The following is a 26,472-nucleotide window of genomic DNA, read 5'->3' as shown; positions in this document are numbered from 1 at the left end:
CCGAGTGATTTGTCAGACGACAAAAACTTTGTCGGGAACCAAACAGTACAAGGCGCCTTAAAATCCAGAAATTCCTAGCCCTTTCGTCCGCCCACTCTCATCTGCCAGCATCTCGACTACCGGCGTCAGCAGCAACCATCAAGCGGCGGATATGGCTCGCAAAGTGCCGCGTGTCCGGCGCGCCGATCATATTTCCGAGGCCGATGGACTACGCGCACAGTGCGACCGTGCCTCCGACCCCGCCGCCCTCAGTTTGCGCCAGCGCAACGTTTCATCGGAATGCTTGCCTACGATGATCGGTGAAAGGAATGGTGCATGCGCCGTGTCCATCTGGATGATCCCGACTTGCCGCTGGCTGACCTGATGACCGAATGGCCACAGACGATCCCGGTCTTCGCAAAGCACAACATGCTCTGTGTCGGATGTTTGATCGGACCATTCCATACGGTCACGGATGCCTGCGCCGAGTACAATCTTGATCGGGAGACGTTCATAGGTGAACTGATGCAGGCTGCGGGGCTGACCTGACAGAATTCAGCCTTGGCCGAGAACCACCAGCGCGTGGGGATCACGGACTGTGATACGTTTGCGTTTGCTGGTCACAAGGCCCTCCTTTTCCCACGCGCTGAGCAGTCTGCTGACCGTGTGCAATGTGGTGGCCGTCAACTCGGACAGATCCTGTCGGGTGATCGGGAAATCAATCTCGATCCCGTCTTCGACCTTGCGACCCGTCTGGTTGATCAGCCGCAGGATCGCATTTGCGACGCGCTGTTCTACCTGTTGGGTCGCAAGTTCGACGATCCGGTTGTTCATCTCGCCCACGCGTTCTCCGACGATCTTGTAGGTTTCGGTCGCGAACCCATCAAAATCCTGCATGAAACTTTCCCATAGACGCATGGGCCAGCTTAGCAGGATGGATTCTGACGCCGTGACTGCGGAGGCCGGATACGTGTCCCTGCCTAATGCCTTTGCTATCCCGAGCAACTGGCCTGCGGGAATATGCAAAGACGTCACCTGCTCGCCCTCGGGTGTGACCCGTGTCACGCGCACATACCCGTCCAGCAGCATATAGAACCGGTCCGCCACATCGCCTTCGCTGAAAACGCAATGATCTGCCTCGCAACGGCGCGAGGTTGCCTGATCCAGAACAGAGCGGATTTGCCGGGTGTCGAGCTTGGAGAACGGAGGCAGATGGCTCAGCAGGCTTTCGTCAAGCCGCGGAAATGAAGTCTTTTTTGCGGCCACACCCATCCGAGCGATCCTGCCACAGACTAACGCAAAACGCCACGTCCATCTGCCTGTTCGACATTCGCAGCTTTCTTTGCTCCAGCACAAACTCCTCTCCCGCACCGTCTGTCACCATTGGCCTCGACCGAAGCTGATCGAGAAGGGAACACAACGATGATCCGTACAATCGCAACCACGCTTGCATTTAGCGCCCTCATGGGGTCGGCCGCATTTGCCGAAACCTTCGAGGTACAGATGCTCAACAAGGGCTCTGACGGTGAACGCATGGTGTTTGAACCCGCCTTTGTTCAGGCAAACCCGGGCGACACGATCAAATTCATCGCCACGGACAAGGGGCATAATGCCGAGGTGGGTAAGGACATGCTGCCCGACGGTGCCGATGCGTTCAAAGGCAAGATCAATGAAGAGATCGAAGTGACGCTGGATGTCGAAGGCATCTACGGCGTGATCTGCAAACCGCATTACGCCATGGGGATAGTAATGACGATCGCCGTGGGCGACGTCACAGCGCCCGACAGCTTTCTGGAAGGGCGCGTGCCTAAACGCGCCAAGAAACGCTTTGAGACGGAACTGGGAAACCTTTGATCCCGGCCGCGAACAATACGACATGAACTGGAGGAACCAATGAACAAACTTATCAATCCCGGCGTCGTGAAAACTAATCGCCGCAACGTCTTACGCGGATCCGTTCTGGTGGGTGCCGCCGCAGTGGCAGGCACAGGTGTCAGCGCGATGGCCACCCGACGCCCCGCCAAATTCGACGCGATCAATGCCGCGTCAGCCAAGCTCTACAAGGCGGCAGGCGAGCAAACGGCTGCAACCGATGCCAAACCGGCGGACCTGTCAGGTTACACCCGTGTGAAACAAGAACTTGTCGCCCCACCCTTTGCGCCCGAACACGAACAGGTCGCCACAGGCGGGCCCAAGATCATCGAAGTGACCATGGAAACCACCGAAAAGCTGATGGTGGTGGACGAGGACTCCGGTGCTGAGGTCTGGGCGCTTACCTATAACGGCTCGGTTCCCGGCCCGCTGATCATCTGCCACGAAGGCGACATGGTCGAACTGACCCTGCGCAACCCGGTGGACAGCATGATGGAGCACAATATCGACTTCCACGCCTCGACCGGGGCGTTGGGTGGCGGTGGCCTGACCCATGTCTATCCGGGCGAAGAAACCGTGCTGCGCTGGAAAGCGACCAAGCCCGGTTGCTTCACCTATCACTGTGCGCCCGGTGGCGCGATGATCCCGTACCACGTTTGCCACGGCATGAACGGTGCGATCATGGTCCTGCCCCGCGAGGGGCTGAAGGACAGGGACGGCAATCCGCTGCGATATGACAGCATCGCCTATATCGGAGAGCAGGATTACTACCTGCCCAAAGACGAAAACGGCGATTACAAAACATACGAGGCGGCAGGCGATGACTACGCCGACAGCATCGACGCCATGCGCACACTGGTGCCAACCCACCAGGTCTTTAACGGGGCCGTGGGCGCTCTGACCGGCGAAAACGCCCTCAAGGCAAAGGTCGGCGAAACCGTCCTCATGGTGCACAATTCGTGCAACGCGGACAGCCGGCCGCACCTCATTGGCGGGCACGGCAACTATGTCTGGGAAACCTCGTTCACCGATCCGGCGCTTACAGGGGTCGAGACATGGTTCGTGCGCGGTGGGTGTGCGGCAGCGGCCATGTACACCTTCGAACAGCCGGGGGTCTACGCCTACGTCAACCACAACCTGATCATCGGCGTTTTGCTGGGGGCCACCGCGCACTTCGTGGTCGAAGGACAGTGGGACAATAACCTGATGGAGCAGGTCGTCGCCCCGCGCGACTTTTCGACCTGATGATCGGATAAAATATGACCTCCGCCAAATCCAACAAAGGCCCCCGTGCGCAATCCCTTTTTATGATGGGGTTCGGGGGCTTGGCTTTGGTCATTGTCGGGGCCGTGCTCTGGCGCGGTCCCGATATGTCCGTGTTGCCCGACATGGCGGATCAACCGGTCTCCCTTTCGGGGGGCGGTACGCTCTACGTCCAGCGGCACGAAGTCACGATCGCCGAATGGAACATCTGTTTTGCAAGGGGCGGTTGCGGCCTGAAACTGCGGGCCCGCCCGGATCAAGATGCGCGGGTTACCCCGGCCACCGGGCTCAGCTATGTCGATGTCCGACAGTACGTGGTCTGGATTAACGACACGACCGGACACAGCTTTCGCCTGCCCACAGCCACCGAATGGTCCAAGATGGCCGCGCCCGTCTTGCCGGACGAACCGGACCCGATCTTTACCGATCCTGCTTTGACTTGGGCCTCGGCATATATGCTCGAAGGTAACGCGCCGCGCGCGCTGAAACCTCAGGGCAGTTTTTCCACCTCGCCCGAGGGGGTGGTCGATCTGGACGGCAGCGTCTGGGAATGGACGCAGGACTGTTATGCCGGGTCTGCGCGCATGACAGACCCAGAACGATGCCCTGCCTTTTTCGTCGGCGGTGAACATATCGCAGCCATGTCATACTTGGTGCGAGATCCCGCGCGCGGCGGATGTGCCGTTGGCACACCGCCTGCACATCTCGGAATGCGGCTTGTTTCAGACGCGCCGGTTTGAAACCGGTAAGACGCCCTGTGCTTTTGCAGCTTAGTGGCCGCCCCCAACTGAAGAGCATTCGATTGTCTGTGCCCGGGCCTCTTGCGGCCTAGCCCAAACCGATCAATCACTCACCGCTCAAATTGACGCGGTGCGACCCTTTCTTCCCGACAAACGCGGCGGCTAACCGGCCTTTACCTCGAGCCGAGCCTTTGCCGAGGGCGGCCTGTCCGTTGCAGGGACAAATAAGGCGCTTGCAAAATGCCCCGCTAAACCATCACGGCATCGGGCCACCTGAAAAGAAAGCAGTGAATTTTTGTGTGTTGATAATAGAATTTCTCATCGATACTAAATCGAATTCTGGGCAGTCATTATGTACCAAGGCAGTAAGCCCTTCTTTTGATCGAGTTGAACGAAAGAATTCAATCCACTCACCGCGTATGTCGATCGCTTAAATACCGACATCTAATTACGACCAATTATTAGGGGCTCGATCTATTTCAGGCGCAATCATTGTCGAAACAGAGCAATATATTGGCTTCGCGTCACCGCACGTTTTAAACGTTGGGGACGTTTTCAGAGGAAGCATCCAAAGCTCCCCCGGTTACGATGATTACGTTGGCATTCATGTCGAAGAAGGCGAGAGCTATGTTGTTAACGTAACGCCCTCGTGGTCTTATTTCCCAAGTAGTGTAAGGCTTTTGGAGGAAAGCAGAGGCTTTATTGCTTGGGGTGACCAAACGAGTGAAGATGGTACTGCAACCTTGAAATTTGTGGCCGACAAGACCGGCTTGTTGCATTTGGCAATATCCAAACAAAATTTCGGCGTTGGTAAATACGAGGTGACCTTCGAAGACAATCCCGAATTTCAGCCGTGGCACTTGTCTGAAATTGCGGATTATCTGACCGATGGATATTGGGTGGCCGCCGATGAACCACTGGCGCGATGGGATTTTTCCGATCAAGACGGGTCCAAGGTGCTTACCTATGATGCAACCGCTCTGGGTGACAGCGGTGAAGCGGCCGCCCGGCAGGCATTTCGGGCTTGGTCGGACGTTTCGGGTATCGAATTCGTAGCCACGACCGACGCACCGGATATTCTCTTTACCCAAGGCGGCTCCCGCGCGTTTGCATCCCACGAGGTTGATGACGGTGTGCTGACGGGCGTCGTCATAAACATGTTCGAAGCCGGTTTCGAAGAACAAGGGGAATTTTTGGTCGACGAGCACGAAGTTCTTTTGCATGAAATCGGCCATGCTTTGGGCTTGGGTCATGCCGGGCCGTATAACGGTCGAGGCATTTACGAGGTGCAAGCGCTGCATGCCGCAGACACGGTGCGCACATCCGTGATGTCGTATTTCCGCGTAACCGACCAGGCATTTATCGACATGTACGACGATATGGTCATGACGCCGATGCCCGCGGATATTCTGGCGATCCAAACTCTTTACGGTGCCGTCGATATGAACGTCGGCGACACGATATATGGCGATAACGCCGATATTTCCGATATCTGACAGCTACCGACTGGCCTGCTAGGAAGCTATTCCGCCGCATTTCAAGACCTTCTGGGGGAAGGTCAGTTAAATACGGAACGCTACACCTACACAATTCGCGATGACGGCGGAACGGACACTTTGGACTACTCCCGTTATTCCTTTGTTGCCAACATCGAACTGACAATTGCCGGGCCCGGCGATGTTACGACCGCAGAACGGAACATCGTTTTGGCTCCGGGAACGATTATCGAAAACGCAATTTCGGGGCGGTTTGGTGACACCATAATCGGCAATGCCGTAGCAAATAACCTATCAGGTAACGCGGGTGACGACACGCTAACGGGGCATGGAGGTGATGATATCCTTATGGGCGGTGCCGATAATGATATTTTGGTGGGTGGCGCAGGCGCCGATACGATCCATGGTGGGTCTGGCAATGACGAATTGTCTGGCGCTCGTGAAAACGATTGGCTTTATGCCGGGGGTTTCGATGATCTGGCCACAGCTACAAACGTGCTGAATGGCGGTGCGGGTGATGATTTTCTGCAGGGAGGCGACGGGATAGATACCCTGTTTGGCGGTCCTGACGATGATGATCTGCGCGGGGGCAGCAATGTTGATGTCCTGTACGGTGACGATGGTGCCGATCAGCTTTACGGCGAAGCCGGAAATGACATGGTGTTCGGGGACAATCTGCCAGTTCACTACTTTGCCGATACGTCCGCGTCTGTATACCGCCTGTATCTGGCGACATTGGGCCGGGCGCCGGATGCCGCGGGCCATCAAGACTGGACTACCCGTTTGGCCACCGGCGACTTGACCTTGGTTGAGGCGGCGGACGGCTTCGTGAATTCAACCGAATTCAATACCACATACGGTTCCTCCGACACTGAGGACTTCATCAATCGGCTGTATCAGAACGTGCTGGATCGCAATGCGGATGCCGCCGGTCGGTCCAACTGGAGCGGCGAGCTTGAGGGCGGTCTGTCGCGTGCTCAGGTCGTGCTTGGATTTTCCGACAGCCCGGAATTCCAGAACAAGACCGCCACCGAGGCCGCGCAGTACGGGCAGGCAAATACGCAACAGACTTGGACCGCCGATGTGTTCCGGCTGTATCAGGCCACGCTGGATCGAGCACCCGACGTCGACGGCATGTTTAACTGGTCCGAACGCTTGGGCTCGGGCACGGAATACCTTGATGCCGTGAACGGATTTGTGGACTCGCGAGAGTTTAAGAACCGTTTCGGAGATGAGCTCGACAACACAGATTTTGTCAAACTCATGTATCAGAACGTGTTGAAGCGCAGTGCCGATGAACCCGGTCTGGCGGGATGGGTCGGCGACCTCGAGGATGGTGCGCCACGTACCGCAGTTGTACGCGGCTTTGCCCAATCGAATGAATTTCGCAACAGTACCGCCGATGGCTTGCAAGAATGGATGCGCGACAATTTCGCGGGCGACGAACTCTCTGGTGGGGCAGGCGACGATGTCATGGCTGGCGGGTTCGGATCGGATATCTTCGTATTCCGTCAGGCAGATGCAGGCCGCGATGACGTGGTTGATCTGGAGGCATGGGATTACGTTGATCTCAGCGATTTCGGGTTTGCCACTTTGGCAGCAGCGCAGGCGGCATTTACGCAGGATGGTGCCGATGTGGTGTTCACATCGGGCGAAGTCGAAGCTGTTTTCCGCGGAGCCGTTCTGAGTGACTTTGATGGCGGATTGCTGTTGCTCTGAAGGTCCCGAAGGTGCCGTTTGGTGCTCCTCTTTCCCACTAAGGGTCTATCCCGAACCTTCGTTTTTCCCCGTCTGACGTGAGCCTTCATACGTTCAACTGCGCTTGACTGCGAAAATCTGTTGCGCCCCGTTAATATGCCCCGTCGACGTGACTGGTAGCTTCTGCCGGATGCACCCTTTCCTGGTCTGAAAGGCCATGCCTTAGGGTGCGGCCTTCCCTTCTGTGTCGCAGTGCCCTCAGCTCCACGATTGTTGCCCGAAGCACTTGACTTCACCCCCCGCGAAAGGTGTACGTCCCTTCCAACACAGCCCATTGAAAGGGAGCGTCATGCACGCCTACAGAAGCCAAACCTGCGCCGATCTCAACGCCTCGAATGTTGGCGATAATATTCGCCTTTCGGGTTGGGTCCACCGGGTGCGGGACCACGGCGGCGTGCTCTTTATCGATCTGCGCGACCACTATGGCATGACACAGCTGATTTGCGATCCGGACTCTGCCGCGTTCTCCGAAGTTGAGAAGGTGCGCGCCGAATGGTGTATCCGCATTGATGGCGAGGTCAAAGCACGCGCGCCCGAGTTGGTGAACCCCAAAATTCCGACTGGCGAAATCGAAGTGTTCATCCGCGACATCGAAGTGCTGGGCCAGGTCAACGGTGAACTGCCACTGCAAGTTTTCGGCGATCAGGAGTATCCTGAAGAAACCCGTTTGCGGTATCGTTATCTGGATCTGCGCCGCGATAAAATGCAGCGTAACATGGTGCTGCGTTCGGATGTGGTGGCTTCTATCCGCAAACGCATGTGGGACCGTGAATTCCGGGAGTTCCAGACGCCGATCATCACCGCGTCGTCGCCCGAGGGCGCGCGCGACTTTCTGGTGCCGTCCCGTTTGCACCCCGGCAAATTCTATGCGCTTCCGCAGGCACCACAACAGTTCAAGCAGCTCTTGATGGTTTCGGGCTTCGACAAGTATTTTCAGATCGCCCCGTGTTTCCGCGATGAAGATCCTCGGGCGGATCGGTCACCGACCGATTTTTACCAGCTCGATATCGAGATGTCTTTCGTTGAGCAGCAGGATGTTTTCGACGCCATCCAACCCGTTCTGACAGGGGTGTTCGAGGAGTTCGGAGGCGGTCGCGAGGTTGATCAGGAGTGGGCGCAGATTTCCTATAAGGACGCGGCACTTTGGTACGGCAGTGACAAGCCCGACTTGCGCAACCCGATCAAGATGGAAATCGTATCGGAGCATTTTGCGGGTTCCGGTTTTGCGATCTTTGCAAAACTTCTGGAGCAGGAGGGCACCGAAATTCGGGCGATCCCCGCACCCACCGGCGGTAGCCGCAAGTTCTGCGATCGCATGAATGCTTTCGCGCAGAAGGAAGGCCTGCCCGGCATGGGGTATATCTTCTGGCGCGATCAGGGCGAGGGCATGGAAGCAGCCGGTCCGCTTGCAAAAAACATTGGGCCCGAACGCACCGAAGCGATCCGCCAGCAGCTTGGTCTGGGTGTCGGTGATGCGGCATTCTTCCTCGGCGGCAAACCAAAGGCGTTCGAAGCCGTGGCAGGCAAGGCCCGCAATGTCATAGGCGAAGAACTTGGCCTGACAGACATGGACCGCTTTGCATTTGCCTGGATCGTCGACTTCCCGATTTACGAAAAAGACGAGGAAAGCGGAAAAATCGATTTCGAACACAACCCGTTTTCCATGCCACAGGGTGGAATGGATGCCCTCAACGGTGATCCTCTCGAGGTTCTGGGGTATCAATATGACCTGGCCTGCAACGGTTACGAGCTTGTTTCGGGCGCGATCCGTAACCACAAGCCCGAGATCATGTTCAAAGCGTTTGAAATCGCCGGCTATGGTGAAGAAGAGGTGCGCAAGCGTTTTGGCGGCATGGTCAACGCGTTCCAATACGGTGCGCCGCCGCACGGTGGGTGTGCCGCAGGGATCGACCGTATCGTGATGTTGCTGGCCGAAGAACAGAACATCCGCGAGGTTATTCTGTTCCCGATGAACCAGCGCGCCGAAGATTTGATGATGAACGCGCCTAACGATCCAACGTCCGATCAGCTGATGCAACTCGGCCTGCGGGTCATCCCGCAGGAGTAGGCCGTCCGTCAGCCATGCAACTGCTTGCACATGAATAAAAAGAGGCGCGTCCGGGATGGGCGCGCCATTTTTTGTTTTTGCGAGAAACTAGTCCTCGAGGCTGTCTTCCTTCTTGGCTTCTATCAGCCCGAGCTCTTCTTGTTTGCGTTCTTCGAACCGCTTTCCGAAACCGTCATTTTGTTCTTCGCCGATCACCTTGCGGGCGCGCTCGAAGACCTCGTTTTCTTCTTCTTCCATGTGATGGTTATAATCGTGCTGCAACGTCTTGAACCGGTTCAGCCAGCCGGATGACGACATGTCAGCATCGTTGAGCTCTTCCATCAGGTCATCAAGCTGTTGATGCTCGTGTACAGAATGCCGTGCCGCATCCTGACCCCAGGTTTCTGAAATCAGCTTGGAATAAAATGTCTCTTCCTCTGCTGCAGCATGCGATTTGACGTCCCGGTAAAAGGCATTCCAATGCTCTTGGCGTTCAGCGCTGTCACCCGTCGTGTTGGCTATTTTTTCCAACAGATCGCGGTGGTTGTCATGGTCGGCCTTGATGGCGTCGTAGATAGAGGGCATCGTCGCGTCCTTTCGAAGATACAATGCCCCCTAACGCATAGCGCCCTGTTTTTGTTCCTCTACGGTGTTCTACCCAGCACCGGTGCGTCGTTTTGAAGATAGGTTTGTACGTTGTCGCCAACGCTTGTCGTGCCGCCGTTGATAGATGATGCAGCGACATATCCCAATCCAACCACGGCCGCGGTCAGAACCACCCAGTCCACCGTGACCGCACCATCTTCGCTCTGCGCAAATGTCTGTATCGTCGCCTTCATAGCCATATCCTTTTACGGCCCCCATGTGACGATCTAGGGGCGGTTTGTGGCGCGATTGCGGCGATCGCAAGTGAATGAATTTCGCAATTTAGCGAAATCCTCGCGACATATAGGGCTTGGTTTCATCGTTGGCTGTGCCTATCAGTTTTTGCATGGAAAAAGACACCCTATCGGCGCCCCTCGTAGGCGCACCAGTAGAGCACTGGACCCCGCCTGCGGCACCCGTGGGGGAGAGCCTGCACGGTCGCTACGCGCGGCTTGAACGGCTTGATGCAGACGCCCACGCGGCTCTCTTGTTTCGGACATACGAAGGCAATGACACCGTTTGGGAATATCTTCCCTACGGGCCGTTTTCCTCTGCGTCACAGTACCATCGTTGGGTCAAAGAGCAAGCTGGCCAGACCGATCCGCTTTTCTACGCGATCAAGAATTTGGAAAGCGATCGGTTTGAAGGTGTTGCGTCTTTTCTGCGCATTTCGCCCGAAGCAGGCTCGATTGAGGTAGGGCACATCAACTACAGCCCGGCGCTGCAAAAGACGCGCGCGGCGACTGAGGCGATGTACCTGATGATGCAGTGGGCCTTTGATGCTGGCTTTCGGCGGTATGAATGGAAGTGCAACGCGCTGAATGTCGGTTCGCGGCGGGCGGCGCAGCGTCTCGGCTTTAGCTACGAGGGTGTCTTTCGTCAGGCCGCGGTCGTGAAGGGGCGCAACCGCGATACCGCCTGGTTTGCCGCTATTGACGCCGAGTGGCCCGCGCTCAAGGAAGCCTACAGCGTGTGGCTGGACCCAGGCAATTTCGATGCGGAAGGTCGGCAGATCGAACGCTTGGGCGATATGACCGGCCTTGTCCGGGCCGCAAATGACCCGACCCTTTGACGCCTATATCGCAATCTTCCTCATCAGCCGCTTTTGTATCAGGCCAGCCAGCCGGGCGGTTTCGGATGCGGCAGGAGCGCCTGACGCGCGCTTGTCGGCGAGCGCCTGAACTGCATCGGCCATTCGGTCATCCTTGGCGCTGCGCGCAACACCGCCAAGGAACTGCGCGACGTAATCGAGTGTCCGGTCGCTTGGCAGATCGCCCAACACATCCGCCACATGCGTCATGTCATCGTGATAGGCAATTTCATCAGGCGCAATTTCTTCATCGTTGACGACCCGCAAGCCCGACGGACGCCGTTCTGCCGGAAGAGTGGCAAGAATGGCCTGCTGGAACACTGCGAGAGACGTGATCGGCTTGGCGATAAACGCTTCGGCACCGCATGCCATTGCCTCCGCTTCTTTCTCTGGGTCGCCGGACGTTCCGATAATGATGCTTTCACGGGGGTCCATTGCGGCGAGTTCGCGGATCAGGTCCGCGCCGTCCCCGTCTGGGAGGCCGAGATCGACGACAATGACGGAGGGGCGATAGACCTGCAGGTGCCGACGCGCGGAGCGCAGACAGTCCGCCCGCCGGATACGTGCACCGGATCGCAGACACAAAAGGCGCATCGCCTCCGAAGCGAAGCGGCTGTCTTCGACCACGAGGATCGTCAGGCCCAGAAGTGGCCGCGTAACCGTCGGGGTTGGCAATTGGGGTGCGAATGCGTCAGTCGGTTCCATATCTGTCTCCGATTCCATGGTATTCCCTAACGGTACGCACCCATAGCTAACGGGCGGTTAACGCGTCGCATTGCGATTGCCGTCGCCGCGCCCCATAAGGGCGCAAACGATACAGATCAGAAGGATGCCTGTGATGATTGGACGTCTCAACCACGTGGCGATCGCCGTTCCCGACCTTGATGCCGCGGCCGAGCAATACCGCAACGCGCTGGGCGCGCAGGTCGGCCCGCCGCAAGACGAGCCAGACCACGGGGTCACGGTCATTTTCATCGAATTGCCGAACACAAAGATCGAGCTGTTGTATCCGCTGGGTGAGAACTCTCCGATTCAGGGGTTTCTCGACAAGAACCCGGCGGGAGGGATCCACCACATCTGCTACGAAGTCGATGACATCATCGCCGCCCGCGATCACCTGAAGTCGACCGGCGCACGCGTTCTGGGCACCGGTGAGCCCAAGATAGGCGCCCATGGCAAGCCGGTGTTGTTCCTGCACCCCAAGGATTTCAACGGGGCGCTTGTTGAACTGGAGCAGGTGTAGCCATGGGTGTTACGTCAGGATTGGTTCTTTACGCGGTTGTATGGTTCATGACTTTTCTGGTCGTTTTGCCCATTCGTGTGCAAACGCAAGGTGACCTGAAGGATGTCGTGCCGGGCACGCACGCCGGCGCGCCGGAGCACCATCACCTCAAGAAAAAAGCCATCTGGACCACGCTGATTGCGGCGGCTCTGTGGGCTGTGTTTGCGTCGATTATCCTGTCGGGGGTGATCAGTGTCGATGATCTCGAAAACTGGATCGGTCGCGGTGTCCCTTCGTCAAGAAGTGGTACAGGTGAGTAAAGGTTGCCGCCCCGAGTATTGGCACCAGAAGGTTCAATAGCGGCACGCTGAGCGGAATGGCCATCAGCGTGCCGGCTGTCCAGATTTTCAGGCGGTGTTTGCGGCGCAGCTCTTTCGCTCTTTGCCGGCCAACGCGGCGCATCGCGGCAAGTGTGAAATACTCCCGGCCCAGCAACAATCCGTTGACCGCCCAGAAGATGAAAATCGCAATGGGTGCAAAGGCGATGTAGAGGATCAGCGCCACAAGGTTCACGGCAACGATCACGCCAAGAAAGCTGATGGTGTCGCGCAAGGCTTCCCAGAATGGCGTGCGCGGCCCTTGATCGAGGTGCGGGTAGTGCACGGCCTCCACCGCATCCGCGACGTCGTCGAGAAACAGCGACGTGATTGCAGATGCAACGGGGATCATCAAAAAGACCGACAGCACCAGAAGCAGCACAGCCGCACCCCAACTGAACAGATCGTCTAGCCAGCGGACCTCACCGATAAACGGGATCGAAACGGTGTCGCCGGTGAACCAGTCGATGAGCCAGACAAATCCGATTGACGCCCCGACCAAAAGCGCCAGCGTTAGGGCAATCCCGAGCACCAAAACCCGCGTGAACCGCGGATCGCCGATCTGGCCGATGGTAAGCCCAAAGGCCCGCAGGATCGGAGCTAGAGCCACGTTGTCAGCGCCTCGATATCGGGGCGGGGGCGTTCCGGTGGCGTAGATGTTTCGGTGCCGATGTGAATGATCCCCGCGACGCGTTCTGCGTCTGTGAGCACGAAAGCCTGCCGCACAAATTCACGGTCGTGGCTGGGCCAGCCGCTGAGCCAATTGGCGCCCCAACCTGCGGCGAGTGCGGCATTGACCAACGAAAGGCATACGCAGCCGGCTGCGTAGGTCTGCTCGATCGCCGGTATTTTCGGGGAAGGCTTCTGTACCTCGATGACAGCGACAGCCAGATGCCCCTGATCAAATTGCGTGCGCCCTTTTGTTGCCTGTTCTGGGTCAAGGCCAAGTGCCTGCGCGCGCGAGGCCGCGAGATCGGCAAGCGCGCCCATAGCGTGATGTTCGATCACGATAAACCGCCACGGCTCCAGCTTTCCGTGATCGGGCGTGCGGGACGCAAGCGTCAGAAGCGCCATCAATGTGTCGCGGTCCGGGACCGGCGTGGTGAGGGTTTTGGCAGGTCGTGACCTGCGGGTGCGCAAGAACGCATAGGCGTCAGGATTAGGTGTTGGCATGGGTCAAACTCCGATGCTTTCGGCCATCTCGTTGATATATTCTTTTTGGAATGACACGATGCGGGCGTTGGGCTGGCGGTTGTCGAACCCTTTTTTCATCGGATCGGGCGCAGATGCAACAGCGTCCGCCATGACTTCGAGAACGGCGTGACCACAGAACGGAACATAGACCTCCGAATAGCCACCTTCGTGTACCAGCACGAACTTACCCTCACAGGTTTTGGCCGCAATCTCCTTGATCGCGCGGGTCATCGCGGCAAAGGTTTCTGCCGTGGCAAGCATGGAGCTGAGCGGGTCGGAACAGGCCGCGTCATATCCGCAGGCGACAATGATGATGTCAGGGTCAAAAGCTTCGATTTGTGGCAGGACCACACGTTCCATTGCATGCAGGTAGGCCGCGTGCCCGGATCCTGCCGGCAGGGGTAGATTGAGATTGAACCCAACCCCGGCACCGCGCCCCCGATCAGACAACCCGCCCGTATCTAGAGGGTAGTTGCCATCCTGATGCAAAGAGATCGTCAGGACATCGTCCCGGTCGTAGTAAATGGCCTCGGAGCCGTTTCCGTGGTGTACGTCCCAATCAAGGATTACAACGCGCCGGGCCAATCCCTTTGCCTGCGCGGCTTCAACGGCGATGGCAATATTGGCCAAAAGGCAAAAGCCGTTCGGCAAATCGGGTAAACAGTGATGACCGGGGGGGCGTGACAGTGCATAGGCATTGTCTAGCGTGCCGGACGATACTGCATTGACGGCCGCTATCGACAGACCGGCAGAGAGCTGCGCGATTTCATATCCGCCCTGGCCGAAGGGCGCGTGATAGCCCAATTCGCCCCCTCCCGCGTCTGACATCTCCTTGAACTTCGTCAGATAACTCTGCGGATGGACGCGCAGCAAATCCTCCGTCTTGGCAGGGTCTGCCGTGCGCATATCCAACTCTGCCGCAAGACCGGTGACTTCAATCAAATTGCGCAAACGGCGTTTCGTCTCCGGGCTTTCGGGCAATCCGCCTGCCGCCTGCGGCTGCACGAGGCCGCCCAATGGCAGCGTAAAGGCATAGTCGCCCCCCGCATGCCAGAATGTCCGCTCATCCCAGAAAAAACCTGTGCCCACCGCGCGTTCCTCTTGATCTGTCTGCGTCAAAAGGTGGGGCAAGCCTGCGTGGTTGTCCACCGTAGATGAGACGGCTAGGGGGCTTCGTCCATGATTGCCTGCACATCGAGGCGCGCGTTAATCATGGCGAGCTTGCCGTCGGGGTTTCGCGGCCATTCTGCCTGTGGCTTGTCGCGGTAAAGCTCTACGCCGTTGCCATCAGGATCGCGCAGGTAAACGGCTTCGCTGACACCGTGATCCGCAGCACCGTCGAGCGTGATGCCAGCAGCGGCCACGCGGCAAAGGACGGTGCCAAGGCTGGCGCGATCAGGATAGAGAAAGGCACTGTGGTACAGACCGGTGTGACCCGCAGGCGGCGGAGATGCGTTCAGGCTGTCCCAGGTGTTCAGGCCAATGTGGTGGTGATAGCCGCCTGCGCCAAGAAAAGCCGCCGTTGCAGACTGCTGCGTCACATCAAAGCCAAGAATGTCGCGGTAAAATGCAATGGCCCGATCCAGATCGGCAACCCTTAGATGCACGTGACCAACGGTGGGATGGGATGTCATTACGGATGCTCCTGCGTTTAATCGCTCAGCTGCCAATATGGCAAATCTGCGGGCCGGTTTGCAGGCGCATGTGCGAACGGGTCATGTGCAGGAACGCGCAATGCAAAAGGCCACCCGAAGCGGGTGGCCCTCAAGAAAACTGCGGCGGCGGGCAGTTCTAACCGACCATGCCTACAATTTCGTAGGTCTTTTTCAGGATCGGAGCGGTGATCTCGCGGGCTTGTTCCGCGCCGCGTGCGAGCAGTCGGTCGATCTCGGCCGTGTCGTCCATCAGCCGCCCCATTTCAGTAGAGATCGGCGCCAGTTTCGACACAGCCAGTTCCGCAAGCGCGGGTTTGAAAGTGCCGAACTGCTGACCACCGACATCGCGCAGGGCTTCTTCGACGCTTTGTCCGTTCAGGGCCGCATAGATATTCACCAGATTGCGGGCTTCGGGCCGGTCTGTCAGGCCGCCGAGTTCAGACGGCAGGGCGTCCGGATCGGTCTTCGCTTTGCGGATCTTCTTGGCAATCGTGTCGGCATCATCGGTCATGTTGATCCGGCTGGCATCCGACGGATCGGATTTGGACATTTTCTTGGAGCCGTCGCGCAGGGACATCACGCGGGTCGCGGCCCCTTCGATCACCGGTTCGGTCAGCGGGAAGAAATCGACGCCGTAATCATGATTGAACTTCGCGGCGATATCGCGGGTAAGTTCCAGATGCTGTTTCTGGTCCTCGCCGACGGGCACGTGAGTGGCGTGATAGACAAGGATGTCGGCCGCCATCAAGGCGGGATAGCCAAACAAGCCAAGAGAGGCCGCTTCGGCGTTCTTGCCCGCCTTGTCCTTCCACTGTGTCATGCGGCCCATCCAGCCCATGCGCGCCACACAGTTGAAAATCCAACCAAGTTGCGCGTGCTCAGGGACAGCTGACTGGTTGATCAGTATCGATTTTTCCGGACTGATCCCCGACGCAATGAAGCCTGCCGCAAGTTCACGGGTATTGTGACGCAGTTTGGCCGGGTCCTGCCAGACGGTGATCGCGTGCAGGTCGACCATGCAATAGACGGTCTCGAAGTCGCCTTGGTTCTGCATGTCAACAAACCGTTTTATCGCACCGAGATAGTTGCCCAGCGTCAGCCCCCCCGACGGCTGGATGCCGGAGAAAACACGGGGTGTGAAATGGGTCTCGGTCATGGCGGGGCTCCGGTTGGGGCTGGCATTGCGTGTGGGTTGGGCTTACCCATGGCTCAGCCACCCGTCAAGCAACCCCGCAAGAGAACACACCATGTCCGATCCATCATTCGAATCTCCGATCAACAAACTGCCCGGTGCAGTGGTTCTGCTGTGCGTTGCGATGATCGGCGTGGAAGCCGGTCTGAGCTTCGCAGAGGCCGGCATCATTGGCGGTCCCGGCGCGATCGGGTGGCGCTTGGGTCTTGTGCGTGATTTCGGGTTCTCGGGCGAAATCTTCGATGCGATGTGGGATACGGGCCGGTGGAGCGTTGATCACCTTCTACGGTTCGTGACCTATCCTTTCATCCATCTGAGCTTTTCGCATTCGATTTTCGCGATCGTGTTGACACTTGCGCTGGGCAAGATGGTTGCCGAGGTGATGGGGCAGGCGGTGATGCTTGCGGTATGGCTGCTGTCCGGCGTCATCGGCGCATTTTTCTACGCGCTCTTGTTGAATGATCCGGTCTGGCTGGCGGGGGCCTATCCGAATGCCTATGGATTGATTGGCGCCTATAGCTATGTGATGTGGCGCACGCTCGGCGCGGCCGGTGAGCAGCAGCTCAGAGCGTTTTCGCTGATCGCGATGCTTATGGGGCTGCAACTGATCTGGAGCCTGTTTGCCTCCATCGGCAACGGCTGGGTTGCTGATCTGGCCGGTTTTTTCGGTGGCTTCGCGATGTGCTTTTTGCTAGCGCCGGGCGAATGGCGGCGCATCGTGGCGCGGTTGCGCCAGCGCGGTTAAGGATCAGCCGCCGCGCCTGACCGCTTTGCGGAAATCGGCGAGACGGAACGCGCCCATGGCCTGTCCGGCACCGAAATAGACCGCTGCCCCGACCGAAAGCAGCAACAGCAGGCCTAGACCACGCCACCACGCGAGCGCCAGCAGGTCTGTCAGCTGCAAATTCACGAACCACAGCGCCGCACCCATGATCAGAGACGCGCCAACAATGCGCCAAATCCGCTTGTGGAAGCGGTCATCGAATTTTGCTGCATCACCGTAGCGCCGCGCACCAAGGGCCAGAAGTGCCACCATCGCCCAGCCCGCCACCGTCGCTGCAATAGCGGGGGCCAGCCACCCCACAACAGGGGCGAGCCCCACGGCCAGCGCGGCATTTACGACCATGGCAACCACCGCGAAATAGAATGGCCGCTTGGTGTCCTCACGCGCGAAATACAGCGGTTGCAGGATTTTCTGAAGGACAAAGGCAGGCAGGCCGAGACCGTAAATGGTCACGGCAGTGGCAATGGCGGCGCTGTCGTCGACCGTCGATGCGCCCCGCTCGAACAGAACGCTGACCAGCGTCAGGGGGATGACGATGAGCGCAATGGCCGATGGAATGGTAAGTGACAGCGACACTTCTGCTGCGCGGCTCAAAGCGGTGCGCGCGCCGGCGTCGTCACCGGCGCGCAGACGGCGCGACAGATCGGGCAGCAGAACGATGCCCACGGCGATCCCGACGACACCGAGCGGCAGCTGATAGAGCCGGTCCGCCGCAAAAAGCCAGCTGACGGCATTGTCGTATTGAGAGGCCACAAGCTGGCCTACGACGAGATTGATTTGCATCACCCCGGACGCCAGTGCTGCGGGCAGGGCAATGCGGACCATATCGCGCATTTCGGGGGTCCAGCGGGGTCTGCCGGGGACCAGCTTGAACCCAGCCTGCGCTGCGGCGTACCAGGTCAACGCCAATTGCGCGACGCCAGCCAGAGGGATCGCCCAAATCAGCCAATTGATGACTGCGCCGCCGCTGAGCGCACCAATGGTCAGGGCCCCGATAACAAAGATGTTGAGCAGCACAGGTGCCGCAGCGGCCACGGCAAAACGACCGGTTGCGTTCAAAATGCCAGAGAACAGGGCGGCCAGAGACATAAACAGAATATAGGGAAAGACGATGCGCCCGAAACCGACGGTAAGATCGAACCGCGCGTCCCCGGCAAACCCTTCTGCGGTGGCCCAGACCAGCCCCGGCATGAAAATCATGCCGAGTGCCGTAAGGACCAGAACGACCAATCCCAATCCGTTGAAAGCGTCGCGGGCAAAACGCGCAGCACCTTCGTCTCCTTCGAGCCGCTTGGCGAACATCGGCACAAAGGCTGCGTTGAACGCCCCTTCGGCGAAGAAACGGCGGAACATGTTGGGCAGCCGGAAAGCCGCCACAAAGGCATCCATCAAGGGGCCCGGACCGATCAGCGACAGGATCATCACCTCGCGCACAAACCCCAGAACACGGCTCAGCAGCGTCCAGACACCGACGGTGAAAAAGCCGGACATGAGGCGGATGGGTTTCATGAAGCAACCTTTGGTGATGCGCTGACTTGGGCCTAGCGATTGCACGGTCACCGCGCAATTGCCTTTTGCCAAAGCGCGTCTGTTTCGGGCTTGTGTGGCGATCGTGCTTGAGCGCACTGTGCGGACATGAACGACAGTGGTCAGCGTATATTGATGATTGGCGCGACGGGCACCGCGGGCCGCGCGACAACACGGGCGTTGGTTGCCGCGGGTCATGATGTTGTGTGCTTGGTGCGCAAGGGGCGGCGATTGAATATCGATGGCGCAATAATGCGCGAGGCCGATGTCACACAGACTACCAGCATCGCGGCGGACGGGATCCGTGGCGAGGCATTCGATTGTGTGGTGTCCTGTCTGGCGTCGCGCAGCGGAACGCCGACAGATGCCTGGGCCATAGATCATGCCGCGCAGACGTCGGTGCTTGAAGCGGCTCAAGCGGCGGGTATCGACCGTTTTGTCCTGCTTTCCGCCATCTGTGTGCAAAAGCCGCAGCTGGCCTTTCAGCATGCCAAGCTGGCCTTCGAGGCCGCATTGATTGCGTCGGGAATGACATATGTCATCGTGCGGCCCACCGCCTTTTTCAAAAGCCTTTCCGGACAGATTGACCGCGTGCGTGCGGGCAAGCCGTACCTGTTGTTCGGGAACGGCACTTTGACAGCCTGCAAACCGATCAGCGACCGGGATCTTGGTGCTTTTATCGCGCGGTGCGTTGTTGATCCCGACATGCACAACCGCGTTCTGCCCGTGGGCGGGCCGGGGCCGGCGTTGACCCCCCGCGCGCAGGCTGAGGCTCTGTTTGATCTATTGGGTAAAACCCCCGCATTTCGACAGGTATCGCTTCGGTTATTCGACGTTGTGGGGGGCGCCTTGTCTCTGGCGGCGCCGTTCAGCCGCGTTGCCGCGAACAAGGCGGCGCTTGCGCGGATCGGACGCTACTATGCTTCGGAATCCATGCTTGTCTGGGACGCCGAGGCCGGTCGCTACGATGCAGACGCCACTCCCGAATTCGGTGCAGATACGCTCGTTGACCACTACCGACGCCTGATCGAAAGTGGGCACAGCGACGCGCGGGGCGATCACTCCGTTTTTTGAACGTCGAGCGTTACGCGCCGCGCGCCAATGGCGAGCAACAGCAAGCAGATCATACCGGCAATGGCGTACCAGCCCAGTATGCGTTGCAAGTCCGCGCTGGGCAGGGCGCCCGCATCCGCCGCGGTGCCCGCCGCCGCGAAGAGGGTCGCCGCGAACAAGAGCTTTCCCGCCAGCGATTGCAGTGACAAATACGTGGCGCGGCTTTCTCCGTGCAGCAACGGTTGGATACGTGCCAGAATGAATGGCTGGCTCAGCGCGTTGGGCACCATGCGCAACAAAAGGACGGCGATTGCCAGCGCTGATGTGGTCACGGTCAATGCACCGACCAGTGCCACCTGTAGCGCGAAGGCTCCCAGAAGCATGGTCCGGATCCCCACGCGTTCTTTCAGCCGGACAGCTACCAACGATACGGCCACGGACACCAACATCATCGCACTCGAGACGGCGCCGCTGACAAGCGGGGCCTCGGCCCCGAGCCCCACCTGATCGAGAGCGGTGAGAATGAAAGGCTGGCCAAACACAAAGGGCAGGTGGCTGAACCCGTACATGAGCATCGCCAGTGCCAGAAACCACAGCAGGACTGGATGTACCAAGGCGCGCTTGAGCGTCTGCAGCCGTGCCGCTTCGGACACGGGGGCCGACCTTGGGGGCTCGCGCAGTTGCAGTGCGATGGCGGTAGCGGCGACAAAAGCCAGCGTTGTGGCGAAGAACGGCAGGGTGGGTGCCCAAAGCGCCATCGCTCCGCCGGTTATCCCCGACAACGCAAAGCCGCTGAAGGTAAACCGCCACGCCCGCAACTCCTGCGCTTCCACCTCGGCATTGCGACCGTCTGCCTCAAGAGATTCGTAAAGAAGCGCGCTGTCCGTGCCGGACATGAAGGCACTGGATGCGCCGATACAACACTGTGCGACGACAAAGAGCCAGAACACATCGGCAAATCCGATAAGTGCGGCACCGACCAGCCCCGCAATTGACCCCGCAATGATCGTAACCCTGCGGCCCAGTCTGTCGGACATGTAGCCGGAAGGCACCTCGAGCACCGTGGTTGCAATATCGTAGACGGCGTAGAGCGCGATGGCCTGGGCGCCTGACAGGGTGTCCTGAAAATATAAAAACCAGATCGCCTGCCAGAACAGCAAACTGTGACAGAACTTGAGCCACGGATAGAGTGCGATGTTACGGCTGAGGCTCACAGGGGGGACGCGCCTTTGGCTGGTGTTCCGCCAAACGTAGGGCGAAACGGCGCAGCGGCATAGGGGTCAAACGTCGGCGCGTTCGACACCTTCGCTGATCGCCTGACGCAACCGCTTTTCCAAAGTACGCTGTTTCGAGGCGCTGTGGTACTTCAGCCCGAACATGTCCTTGACGTAGAAGGTATCGACGACCTGCTCGCCGTATGTCGCGATTACGGCATTGGCGATGTAGACGTTGGATGCCGCAAGGGCCCGCGCCAGATCATAGAGCAGGCCGGGGCGATCCCGGGTATCGACCTCGATGATGGTATAGATTTCGGACCCGTCATTGTCGAAGGTGATCGATGTCGGCACGCGGAACGCTTTTTCCCGTTTCTTCACCTTGTCGCGGGATTTCAGCGCTTCGCGGGCGATGACTTCGCCGCGCAGGATCTTTTCAATCATCTGGCGCAGGCGTGGCAGCTTGCTTGCCTCATAGGCGTTGCCCTCGGAATCTTGTATCCAGAACGCGTCGGTGACGTATCCGTCCTTGGTGGTATAGCTGCGGGCGTCGACGACATTGGCGCCAACCAGCGCCAGCGCACCCGTAAGGCGCGTAAAGATGCCGGGGTGATCTTCCATCACAAAGCACGCGCGCGTGGCATCGCGATCTTCGTCCGGATGCAGGTCAATCCGTATATCGCCCTGTTCGATATCACGCAGCAGGTTGGCGAATGTCACATGCGCGGTGACGTGCAGGCCCTGCCAATAGGGATCATAATGACGCGCCGTTTCAATTTTGAGGGCCTTTTGGGGCCAATCCGCCAAAGCCTTGCGCAGTGTCGTCTTGGCTTCTGCGCCACGGTTCTGCCGGTTGAGATCCTCCAGTCCCGTTTCAAGCGCCCGCTCGGTCTGGCGATAAAGCGCCCGGATCAACACGGCTTTCCAGTTGTTCCACGTATTCGGACCAACCCCGCGAATGTCGCATACGGTAAGGACGCACAGCAGGTCCAATCGCTTGACCGTCTGCACAGCCTTGGCGAAATCGCGCACCGTGCGGGGGTCTGCAATATCGCGTTTTTGCGCCATATCCGACATCAGCAAGTGGTAGCGCACCAGCCATTCAACGGTATCGACCTCGTCCTGTTTCAATCCTAAACGCGGCGCAACCTTGCGGGCGATTTGCGCACCAAGGATCGAGTGGTCCTCGCGGCGGCCCTTGCCGATGTCGTGCAGCAGCAAGGCGACATAAAGAACCTTCCGGTTTACACCTTTTTGCAGGATCGAGGAGGCCACAGGCAGCTCTTCTTCCAGCTCGGACTTCTCGATCATCGCAAGGTTGGCAATGGTCTGGATCGTATGCTCGTCGACGGTATAGCTATGGTACATGTTGAACTGCATCATCGCGACGATCGGCTCGAACTCCGGAATGAACGCTGACAGTACGCCCAGTTCGTTCATCCGCCGCAAGGCGCGTTCCGGATTGCCGTGCTTCAGCAGAAGATCGAGAAACAGGCGCTGCGCCTCGGCGTTGTTGCGCAGATCATCATCAATCAGATGCAGGTTCGCCTTGACGGTGCGCATGGCATCGGGGTGGATCAGCATCCCCGTGCGCAGGGCTTCCTCGAACAGGCGCAACAGGTTCAGTGGCTCGGACAGGAACGCGGTGTCGTCCTTGATCGAAATACGATTGTGAACGACCTCGTAGCCCTGTTTGATGCGCGGTCTGCGGCGGAAAATCCGCTCCAGAAGCGGTTCGGATTTGACGTGCATATCCTCGAGCTTGGTCAGGAAAATGCGGGTGATGTCACCCACGGCAGTGGCGTGCCGGAAATACGCCTGCATGAAGACTTCGACGGCGCGACGCCCGTCGCGGTCTTCGTAGCCCATCGCCTCGGCGACCTGCACCTGCATGTCGAAGGTCAGCTGTTCGGTGGCCCGCCGCGTCAAAAGATGCAGATGCCCGCGCACGGCCCACAGGAAATTCTCTGCGGCGTTGAAGGTATCGTATTCCTCTGCGCGAAAGACGCCTTCGCGCACCAGATCGGCGCTGTGCTCCACGCCGTGAATGTATTTCGCGATCCAGAACAGGGATTGAAGGTCACGCAGCCCGCCTTTGCCCTCTTTGACGTTGGGTTCCACGACGTATCGCTGACCCTGCTTCAGATGGCGCGAGTCGCGCTCGTTCAGCTTTGCTTCAATGAATTCGCGCCCCGATCCCGAAAAGAGATCTTTCTTGAGCGCCTCGTCAAGCTCGATGGCCAGCCGCGTGTCCCCTCCGACATACCGGTGTTCCAAAAGAGCGGTCTGGATCGTGAAATCCTCGCTGCCCAACCGGACACAGTCTCGGATGGTCCGGCTGGAGTGGCCAACCTTGAGCTTGAGGTCCCACAGGATATAGAGCATCGCCTCGATGACCTGCTCGGCCCAGGGCGTGATCTTGGCAGGCGTCAGGAACAGCAGATCGACGTCGGAAAACGGTGCCATTTCACCCCGCCCGTATCCGCCGACCCCAATCACGCTGAGCCGTTCGCCGGGGGGCGTAGGGAACATCAGACGCGTCGCAACATCCAGCGTTGTCTTGACCATCTGATCTGTCAGGAAGGTATAGCTGACCGTCATCGTCGCGGCATCAAAAGGCGCGGCGGCAAAGGCGGCGGCAATCGTCTCGCGCCCCGTTTTCTGGGCGGCCCGCAACGCGTCTGTGGCCGCGGTGCGCAAAGCTTGCCGATCCGAGGGATCGGCGGCGGAGATTGCAGCCGCTACAGCCGCGCCGTCGAAGATATCTGCGGGAGGCGCGATCAGGCGCGGCGCATGGGCTGCGCCTGATCGGGTGTCTGTCTTGGCGGGCACGTTCGGGTCGCTCAGAACCCGGCACCGCTGAAGGACTGCGGCGCTCCTTCCAGGATCACGACCTGCTGGTTGCGAATGGTTGCAACAGCAAGGCCGCGGTCATTCGTGCCGTCCGGCAACAGGCGGAAAATACCCGAGGCGCCCTTGAACCCTGCGCCTTGCGTCAGGGCGGAGGTGGTCAGCGCGTTTCCTTTGCGTGTTTTGATCAAAGTGCCCACCGCTGCGATCCCGTCAAAGCCCAGACCGGCAATATCAAGCGGCTGCTCACCGTAGGCCGCGTTATAGCGGCTGCGGAAGGCATTTGTCGCACCGGGATCAGGCAAAGCGAACCAGCCGTTTTGCACGCCGGGCAGGGAGAGCGTTTGCGCAGGGATATCCCAGCGCGTCAGACCAATGTACTGATTGGCCGTCGTGCTGATCCCGGCTTCGGGCAGAAGCGTGGAAAACAGCGGCAGCGCTGTCGCGGAACTGGTGGTGAGGAAAAGGGCATTGGCATTGCCATTTGCCATTGCGGCTTTGACCTGCGGAACTGCAGCGCGCACGCCTTCCTGGCTCAGAGGGTAACCAACCGTTCCCGCGAGTGTCGCGCGATTGCGTGCAATCGCCTGCTGGATCGCATTGCGGCCAAGCTGCCCGGCAACGTCATCGGCGTGCAGGACCACGATGCGGTCCTTTCCTGCGCGCTTGGCGTAGTTGACCAGCCGGTTTGCCGTGTTGTCAAAGGTCGGCCCCATGACAAAAACATTCCCGCCCGCGATCGTCGTGTTGTTGGAGAACGACAGCACGTTAACACCCGCGTCGGCCACAGCGACGCCGACGGCATTCGCGGCCGCACCATATACAGGCCCGAGAATGATCTTGGCCCCGTCGTTCACGGCTTGTGCGGCTGCGGTTGCGGCGGTGCTTGCCTGCCCGGCAGTGCCGTAAACGCGCAGGTCGATTTCGACACCGTCAAGATCACGCATCGCCATCCGCGCGGCGTTCTCGATATTCTTGGCCAGAAGGTTGTCCGAAGCGCTGCCACCGCGGGGCACCAGCAGTGCCACGGGCACAGGCTGTGCGGCATCGATGCGCGGTCCGCTGTTGCCACCCAATCCGCCAAGGGCCGCCGGATCACAGGCGGCAAGCGCCATTGCCACAACGGGCATGGCCAACAGGCGCAGTGGCTTTCTGATGGTGTCGAAGATGGCAAACATGGTAACGGTACTCCCCAGCCGGTAACGCAGAACATGTGCTGCGTCCAATTGGCTCTGATCATAGACTGTGCAAAAGGCGGGTCCAGCGTTGAATTACCAAAAGGTCCGGTTGCCCGACGGCATTACCTTTGTCGGAGTACCTATAGGAACGGCCCGCGACATCACCTTGCGAGCCCTCGACACACTCGCCAGCGCCGATATCCTTGCCGCAGAAGACACCCGCAGCCTGCGCAAGTTAATGGATATTCACGCAATTCCGCTCGACGGAAGGCGCATCGTTGCGCTGCATGACCACAGCGGCGACGGGACCGTGCGGGGGCTGGTCGAGGCGGCAGCGGGTGGCAAATCGGTGGTCTATGCGTCCGAGGCCGGTATGCCACTTATTGCCGATCCGGGCTTTGAGCTGGCGCGCGCCGCGCGAGAGGCGGACGTCGCGGTGACCTGCGCGCCCGGACCATCAGCCATCCTGACCGCGCTGGTGCTGGGCGGTTTGCCGACTGATGCGTTCCACTTTGCCGGCTTCTTGCCAAATGCGAAATCCGCACGGTGCTCGGCGTTCGAGACGCTGGCACCGATCCGCGCGACACTGGTTTTCTACGAATCTCCCAAACGGCTGGGCGCGATGCTCAGGGATGCCGCGACGGTACTGGGGGGTGACAGAGAGGCCCGTGTCTGCCGTGAGCTGACGAAGAAGTTCGAGGAGACCCGGGCCGGCACATTGGAGACGCTGGCCGAACACTACGCAACCGCCAAGACGAAGGGTGAAGTTGTCGTTTTGATCGACCGGGGAAATTTACCGTCTGTTAGTGAAGACGATCTAGAACAAAGCCTGCGCAGCGCTTTGGCGGACATGTCGATGCGGGATGCGGTCGACATGGTGGCGCAGGCCGCAAACATGCCTCGCAGGCAGGTTTATCAGGCGGCATTGGCCCTGACGCAGAAAAAGGATTGAGGGATGGATCTGCGCGACAGGTCAACCGGTGAGATGGCCTATCACGCGGGACTTGCTGCAGAAGACAGCGTTGCCTCCGACTATTGTCGCCGCGGATATACCATTGCCGAAACACGGTGGCGGGGCTGCGCGGGCGAGATTGATCTGATCGTTGCAGACGGGTCTTCGCTGATCTTCGTGGAAGTGAAGAAAAGCCGCAGCTTTTCGCGGGCAGCACAGCGGATCACAGCGCGGCAAATGGGACGCATCTATGCCGCTGCCGAAGAATACCTCGGTAAAACCCCCGCAGGTGCCCTGACGGAATGCCGTTTTGACGTGGCTTTGCTGGACGCGCATGGGCAATGCAGGGTGATCGAAAACGCCTTTGGTCACGGCTGACCCATT

General features: G+C 59.0%; 27 protein-coding genes. 14 read left to right on the top strand and 13 right to left on the bottom strand.

Features of this window, described 5'->3' with window-relative positions; all coding sequences use genetic code 11:
• Nucleotides 1–315 precede the first annotated feature (315 nt).
• On the top strand, nt 316–528 hold the full coding sequence (locus tag K3756_RS15840) for a DUF1858 domain-containing protein (RefSeq protein ID WP_259989069.1): 213 nt from the start codon (nt 316–318) through the stop codon (nt 526–528).
• A 6-nt stretch (nt 529–534) separates the two neighbouring features.
• Here the strand turns inward: K3756_RS15840 and K3756_RS15835 are convergent, their stop codons facing one another.
• Complete coding sequence (locus K3756_RS15835; RefSeq protein ID WP_259989067.1) at nt 535–1,251, bottom strand: Crp/Fnr family transcriptional regulator; 717 nt, start codon at nt 1,249–1,251, stop codon at nt 535–537.
• Nucleotides 1,252–1,401: 150 nt separating this feature from the next.
• On the opposite strand from K3756_RS15835, the gene K3756_RS15830 reads away from it, so the two are divergent.
• The 6 genes from K3756_RS15830 to aspS all read left to right on the top strand — a co-directional run bounded on the left by K3756_RS15830 (nt 1,402) and on the right by aspS (nt 9,176).
• Entirely contained in the window at nt 1,402–1,833 is a 432-nt protein-coding gene (locus tag K3756_RS15830) for a pseudoazurin (RefSeq protein WP_259989065.1), read from the top strand.
• Between the two features lie 39 nt (nt 1,834–1,872).
• Nucleotides 1,873–3,096, top strand: a complete 1,224-nt coding sequence (gene nirK / locus K3756_RS15825; RefSeq protein WP_259989063.1) for a copper-containing nitrite reductase — start codon at nt 1,873–1,875, stop codon at nt 3,094–3,096.
• 14 nt (nt 3,097–3,110) lie between these two features.
• Nucleotides 3,111–3,854 carry a formylglycine-generating enzyme family protein gene (locus K3756_RS15820; protein ID WP_259989061.1) on the top strand — a complete coding sequence of 248 codons (744 nt, stop codon included), beginning with the start codon at nt 3,111–3,113 and terminating at the stop codon, nt 3,852–3,854.
• A 680-nt stretch (nt 3,855–4,534) separates the two neighbouring features.
• Complete coding sequence (locus K3756_RS15815) at nt 4,535–5,350, top strand: matrixin family metalloprotease (RefSeq protein WP_259989059.1); 816 nt, start codon at nt 4,535–4,537, stop codon at nt 5,348–5,350.
• A gap of 15 nt (nt 5,351–5,365) precedes the next feature.
• Entirely contained in the window at nt 5,366–7,069 is a 1,704-nt protein-coding gene (locus K3756_RS15810) for a DUF4214 domain-containing protein (protein WP_311201710.1), read from the top strand.
• A gap of 328 nt (nt 7,070–7,397) precedes the next feature.
• Nucleotides 7,398–9,176, top strand: a complete 1,779-nt coding sequence (gene aspS / locus K3756_RS15805) for an aspartate--tRNA ligase (protein ID WP_259989057.1) — start codon at nt 7,398–7,400, stop codon at nt 9,174–9,176.
• Between the two features lie 87 nt (nt 9,177–9,263).
• Here aspS and K3756_RS15800 read toward each other — a convergent pair whose 3' ends face one another.
• Nucleotides 9,264–9,740, bottom strand: coding sequence for a hemerythrin domain-containing protein (locus K3756_RS15800; RefSeq protein ID WP_259989055.1), 477 nt, complete (start codon nt 9,738–9,740; stop codon nt 9,264–9,266).
• A gap of 59 nt (nt 9,741–9,799) precedes the next feature.
• Entirely contained in the window at nt 9,800–9,994 is a 195-nt protein-coding gene (locus K3756_RS15795) for a hypothetical protein (protein ID WP_259989053.1), read from the bottom strand.
• 152 nt (nt 9,995–10,146) lie between these two features.
• On the opposite strand from K3756_RS15795, the gene K3756_RS15790 reads away from it, so the two are divergent.
• Nucleotides 10,147–10,872, top strand: a complete 726-nt coding sequence (locus K3756_RS15790; RefSeq protein WP_259989051.1) for a GNAT family N-acetyltransferase — start codon at nt 10,147–10,149, stop codon at nt 10,870–10,872.
• Nucleotides 10,873–10,875: 3 nt separating this feature from the next.
• On the opposite strand, the gene K3756_RS15785 is transcribed toward K3756_RS15790, so the two are convergent.
• On the bottom strand, nt 10,876–11,595 hold the full coding sequence (locus tag K3756_RS15785) for a response regulator (protein WP_259989048.1): 720 nt from the start codon (nt 11,593–11,595) through the stop codon (nt 10,876–10,878).
• A gap of 133 nt (nt 11,596–11,728) precedes the next feature.
• Between K3756_RS15785 and mce the strand changes: the two genes are divergently transcribed.
• Together mce and K3756_RS15775 are read left to right on the top strand one after the other, a co-directional pair.
• Complete coding sequence (mce, locus tag K3756_RS15780) at nt 11,729–12,133, top strand: methylmalonyl-CoA epimerase (protein WP_259989046.1); 405 nt, start codon at nt 11,729–11,731, stop codon at nt 12,131–12,133.
• 2 nt (nt 12,134–12,135) lie between these two features.
• A complete protein-coding gene (locus tag K3756_RS15775) occupies nt 12,136–12,432 on the top strand; it encodes a DUF1467 family protein (protein ID WP_259989044.1) in 297 nt (98 codons plus the stop codon).
• Here the strand turns inward: K3756_RS15775 and K3756_RS15770 are convergent.
• The 5 genes from K3756_RS15770 to trpS all read right to left on the bottom strand — a co-directional run bounded on the left by K3756_RS15770 (nt 12,362) and on the right by trpS (nt 16,494).
• Nucleotides 12,362–13,099 carry an EI24 domain-containing protein gene (locus K3756_RS15770; protein WP_259989042.1) on the bottom strand — a complete coding sequence of 246 codons (738 nt, stop codon included), beginning with the start codon at nt 13,097–13,099 and terminating at the stop codon, nt 12,362–12,364. The two genes, K3756_RS15775 and K3756_RS15770, sit on opposite strands and share 71 nt — an antisense overlap.
• Nucleotides 13,090–13,662, bottom strand: a complete 573-nt coding sequence (locus K3756_RS15765) for a nitroreductase (RefSeq protein WP_259989040.1) — start codon at nt 13,660–13,662, stop codon at nt 13,090–13,092. The genes K3756_RS15770 and K3756_RS15765 overlap by 10 nt, the downstream gene beginning before the upstream one ends.
• A gap of 3 nt (nt 13,663–13,665) precedes the next feature.
• Nucleotides 13,666–14,772 (bottom strand): class II histone deacetylase, encoded by a 1,107-nt coding sequence (locus tag K3756_RS15760; protein ID WP_259989038.1) that lies wholly within the window; start codon nt 14,770–14,772, stop codon nt 13,666–13,668.
• A gap of 74 nt (nt 14,773–14,846) precedes the next feature.
• On the bottom strand, nt 14,847–15,317 hold the full coding sequence (locus K3756_RS15755; RefSeq protein ID WP_259989036.1) for a VOC family protein: 471 nt from the start codon (nt 15,315–15,317) through the stop codon (nt 14,847–14,849).
• A gap of 157 nt (nt 15,318–15,474) precedes the next feature.
• Nucleotides 15,475–16,494 carry a tryptophan--tRNA ligase gene (gene trpS / locus K3756_RS15750; protein ID WP_259989034.1) on the bottom strand — a complete coding sequence of 340 codons (1,020 nt, stop codon included), beginning with the start codon at nt 16,492–16,494 and terminating at the stop codon, nt 15,475–15,477.
• Nucleotides 16,495–16,585: 91 nt separating this feature from the next.
• On the opposite strand from trpS, the gene K3756_RS15745 reads away from it, so the two are divergent.
• Nucleotides 16,586–17,275 carry a rhomboid family intramembrane serine protease gene (locus K3756_RS15745; RefSeq protein WP_259989032.1) on the top strand — a complete coding sequence of 230 codons (690 nt, stop codon included), beginning with the start codon at nt 16,586–16,588 and terminating at the stop codon, nt 17,273–17,275.
• Nucleotides 17,276–17,278: 3 nt separating this feature from the next.
• On the opposite strand, the gene murJ is transcribed toward K3756_RS15745, so the two are convergent.
• Nucleotides 17,279–18,823 carry a murein biosynthesis integral membrane protein MurJ gene (gene murJ, locus K3756_RS15740; RefSeq protein ID WP_259989030.1) on the bottom strand — a complete coding sequence of 515 codons (1,545 nt, stop codon included), beginning with the start codon at nt 18,821–18,823 and terminating at the stop codon, nt 17,279–17,281.
• Nucleotides 18,824–18,949: 126 nt separating this feature from the next.
• Between murJ and K3756_RS15735 the strand changes: the two genes are divergently transcribed.
• Complete coding sequence (locus K3756_RS15735) at nt 18,950–19,915, top strand: NAD(P)H-binding protein (RefSeq protein ID WP_259989028.1); 966 nt, start codon at nt 18,950–18,952, stop codon at nt 19,913–19,915.
• On the opposite strand, the gene K3756_RS15730 is transcribed toward K3756_RS15735, so the two are convergent.
• From K3756_RS15730 to K3756_RS15720, 3 genes are all read right to left on the bottom strand, one after another.
• Complete coding sequence (locus K3756_RS15730; RefSeq protein ID WP_259989026.1) at nt 19,900–21,108, bottom strand: MFS transporter; 1,209 nt, start codon at nt 21,106–21,108, stop codon at nt 19,900–19,902. The genes K3756_RS15735 and K3756_RS15730 overlap by 16 nt on opposite strands.
• 66 nt (nt 21,109–21,174) lie before the next feature.
• Complete coding sequence (locus tag K3756_RS15725) at nt 21,175–23,940, bottom strand: [protein-PII] uridylyltransferase (protein WP_259989024.1); 2,766 nt, start codon at nt 23,938–23,940, stop codon at nt 21,175–21,177.
• Nucleotides 23,941–23,951: 11 nt separating this feature from the next.
• Complete coding sequence (locus K3756_RS15720; RefSeq protein ID WP_259989022.1) at nt 23,952–25,136, bottom strand: penicillin-binding protein activator; 1,185 nt, start codon at nt 25,134–25,136, stop codon at nt 23,952–23,954.
• Between the two features lie 88 nt (nt 25,137–25,224).
• On the opposite strand from K3756_RS15720, the gene rsmI reads away from it, so the two are divergent.
• Entirely contained in the window at nt 25,225–26,088 is an 864-nt protein-coding gene (gene rsmI, locus K3756_RS15715; protein ID WP_259989020.1) for a 16S rRNA (cytidine(1402)-2'-O)-methyltransferase, read from the top strand.
• A 3-nt stretch (nt 26,089–26,091) separates the two neighbouring features.
• Nucleotides 26,092–26,466 (top strand): YraN family protein, encoded by a 375-nt coding sequence (locus tag K3756_RS15710; protein ID WP_259989019.1) that lies wholly within the window; start codon nt 26,092–26,094, stop codon nt 26,464–26,466.
• The last annotated feature ends 6 nt before the right edge of the window (nt 26,467–26,472 follow it).

Source organism: Sulfitobacter sp. S190, assembly GCF_025141935.1.
Lineage (GTDB): Bacteria > Pseudomonadota > Alphaproteobacteria > Rhodobacterales > Rhodobacteraceae > Sulfitobacter.
This window is presented reverse-complemented; position numbering and strand designations above follow the sequence as displayed.

Bases quoted from the DNA above. Each gene is read 5' to 3' on its own strand.
- K3756_RS15840 (WP_259989069.1), top strand. From the start codon at position 316: ATGCGCCGTGTCCATCTGGATGATCCCGACTTGCCGCTGGCTGACCTG.
- K3756_RS15835 (WP_259989067.1), bottom strand. From the start codon at position 1,251: ATGGGTGTGGCCGCAAAAAAGACTTCATTTCCGCGGCTTGACGAAAGC.
- K3756_RS15830 (WP_259989065.1), top strand. From the start codon at position 1,402: ATGATCCGTACAATCGCAACCACGCTTGCATTTAGCGCCCTCATGGGG.
- nirK (WP_259989063.1), top strand. From the start codon at position 1,873: ATGAACAAACTTATCAATCCCGGCGTCGTGAAAACTAATCGCCGCAAC.
- K3756_RS15820 (WP_259989061.1), top strand. From the start codon at position 3,111: ATGACCTCCGCCAAATCCAACAAAGGCCCCCGTGCGCAATCCCTTTTT.
- aspS (WP_259989057.1), top strand. From the start codon at position 7,398: ATGCACGCCTACAGAAGCCAAACCTGCGCCGATCTCAACGCCTCGAAT.
- K3756_RS15800 (WP_259989055.1), bottom strand. From the start codon at position 9,740: ATGCCCTCTATCTACGACGCCATCAAGGCCGACCATGACAACCACCGC.
- K3756_RS15795 (WP_259989053.1), bottom strand. From the start codon at position 9,994: ATGAAGGCGACGATACAGACATTTGCGCAGAGCGAAGATGGTGCGGTC.
- K3756_RS15790 (WP_259989051.1), top strand. From the start codon at position 10,147: ATGGAAAAAGACACCCTATCGGCGCCCCTCGTAGGCGCACCAGTAGAG.
- K3756_RS15785 (WP_259989048.1), bottom strand. From the start codon at position 11,595: ATGGAACCGACTGACGCATTCGCACCCCAATTGCCAACCCCGACGGTT.
- mce (WP_259989046.1), top strand. From the start codon at position 11,729: ATGATTGGACGTCTCAACCACGTGGCGATCGCCGTTCCCGACCTTGAT.
- K3756_RS15775 (WP_259989044.1), top strand. From the start codon at position 12,136: ATGGGTGTTACGTCAGGATTGGTTCTTTACGCGGTTGTATGGTTCATG.
- K3756_RS15765 (WP_259989040.1), bottom strand. From the start codon at position 13,662: ATGCCAACACCTAATCCTGACGCCTATGCGTTCTTGCGCACCCGCAGG.
- K3756_RS15755 (WP_259989036.1), bottom strand. From the start codon at position 15,317: ATGACATCCCATCCCACCGTTGGTCACGTGCATCTAAGGGTTGCCGAT.
- trpS (WP_259989034.1), bottom strand. From the start codon at position 16,494: ATGACCGAGACCCATTTCACACCCCGTGTTTTCTCCGGCATCCAGCCG.
- K3756_RS15745 (WP_259989032.1), top strand. From the start codon at position 16,586: ATGTCCGATCCATCATTCGAATCTCCGATCAACAAACTGCCCGGTGCA.
- murJ (WP_259989030.1), bottom strand. From the start codon at position 18,823: ATGAAACCCATCCGCCTCATGTCCGGCTTTTTCACCGTCGGTGTCTGG.
- K3756_RS15735 (WP_259989028.1), top strand. From the start codon at position 18,950: ATGAACGACAGTGGTCAGCGTATATTGATGATTGGCGCGACGGGCACC.
- K3756_RS15720 (WP_259989022.1), bottom strand. From the start codon at position 25,136: ATGTTTGCCATCTTCGACACCATCAGAAAGCCACTGCGCCTGTTGGCC.
- K3756_RS15710 (WP_259989019.1), top strand. From the start codon at position 26,092: ATGGATCTGCGCGACAGGTCAACCGGTGAGATGGCCTATCACGCGGGA.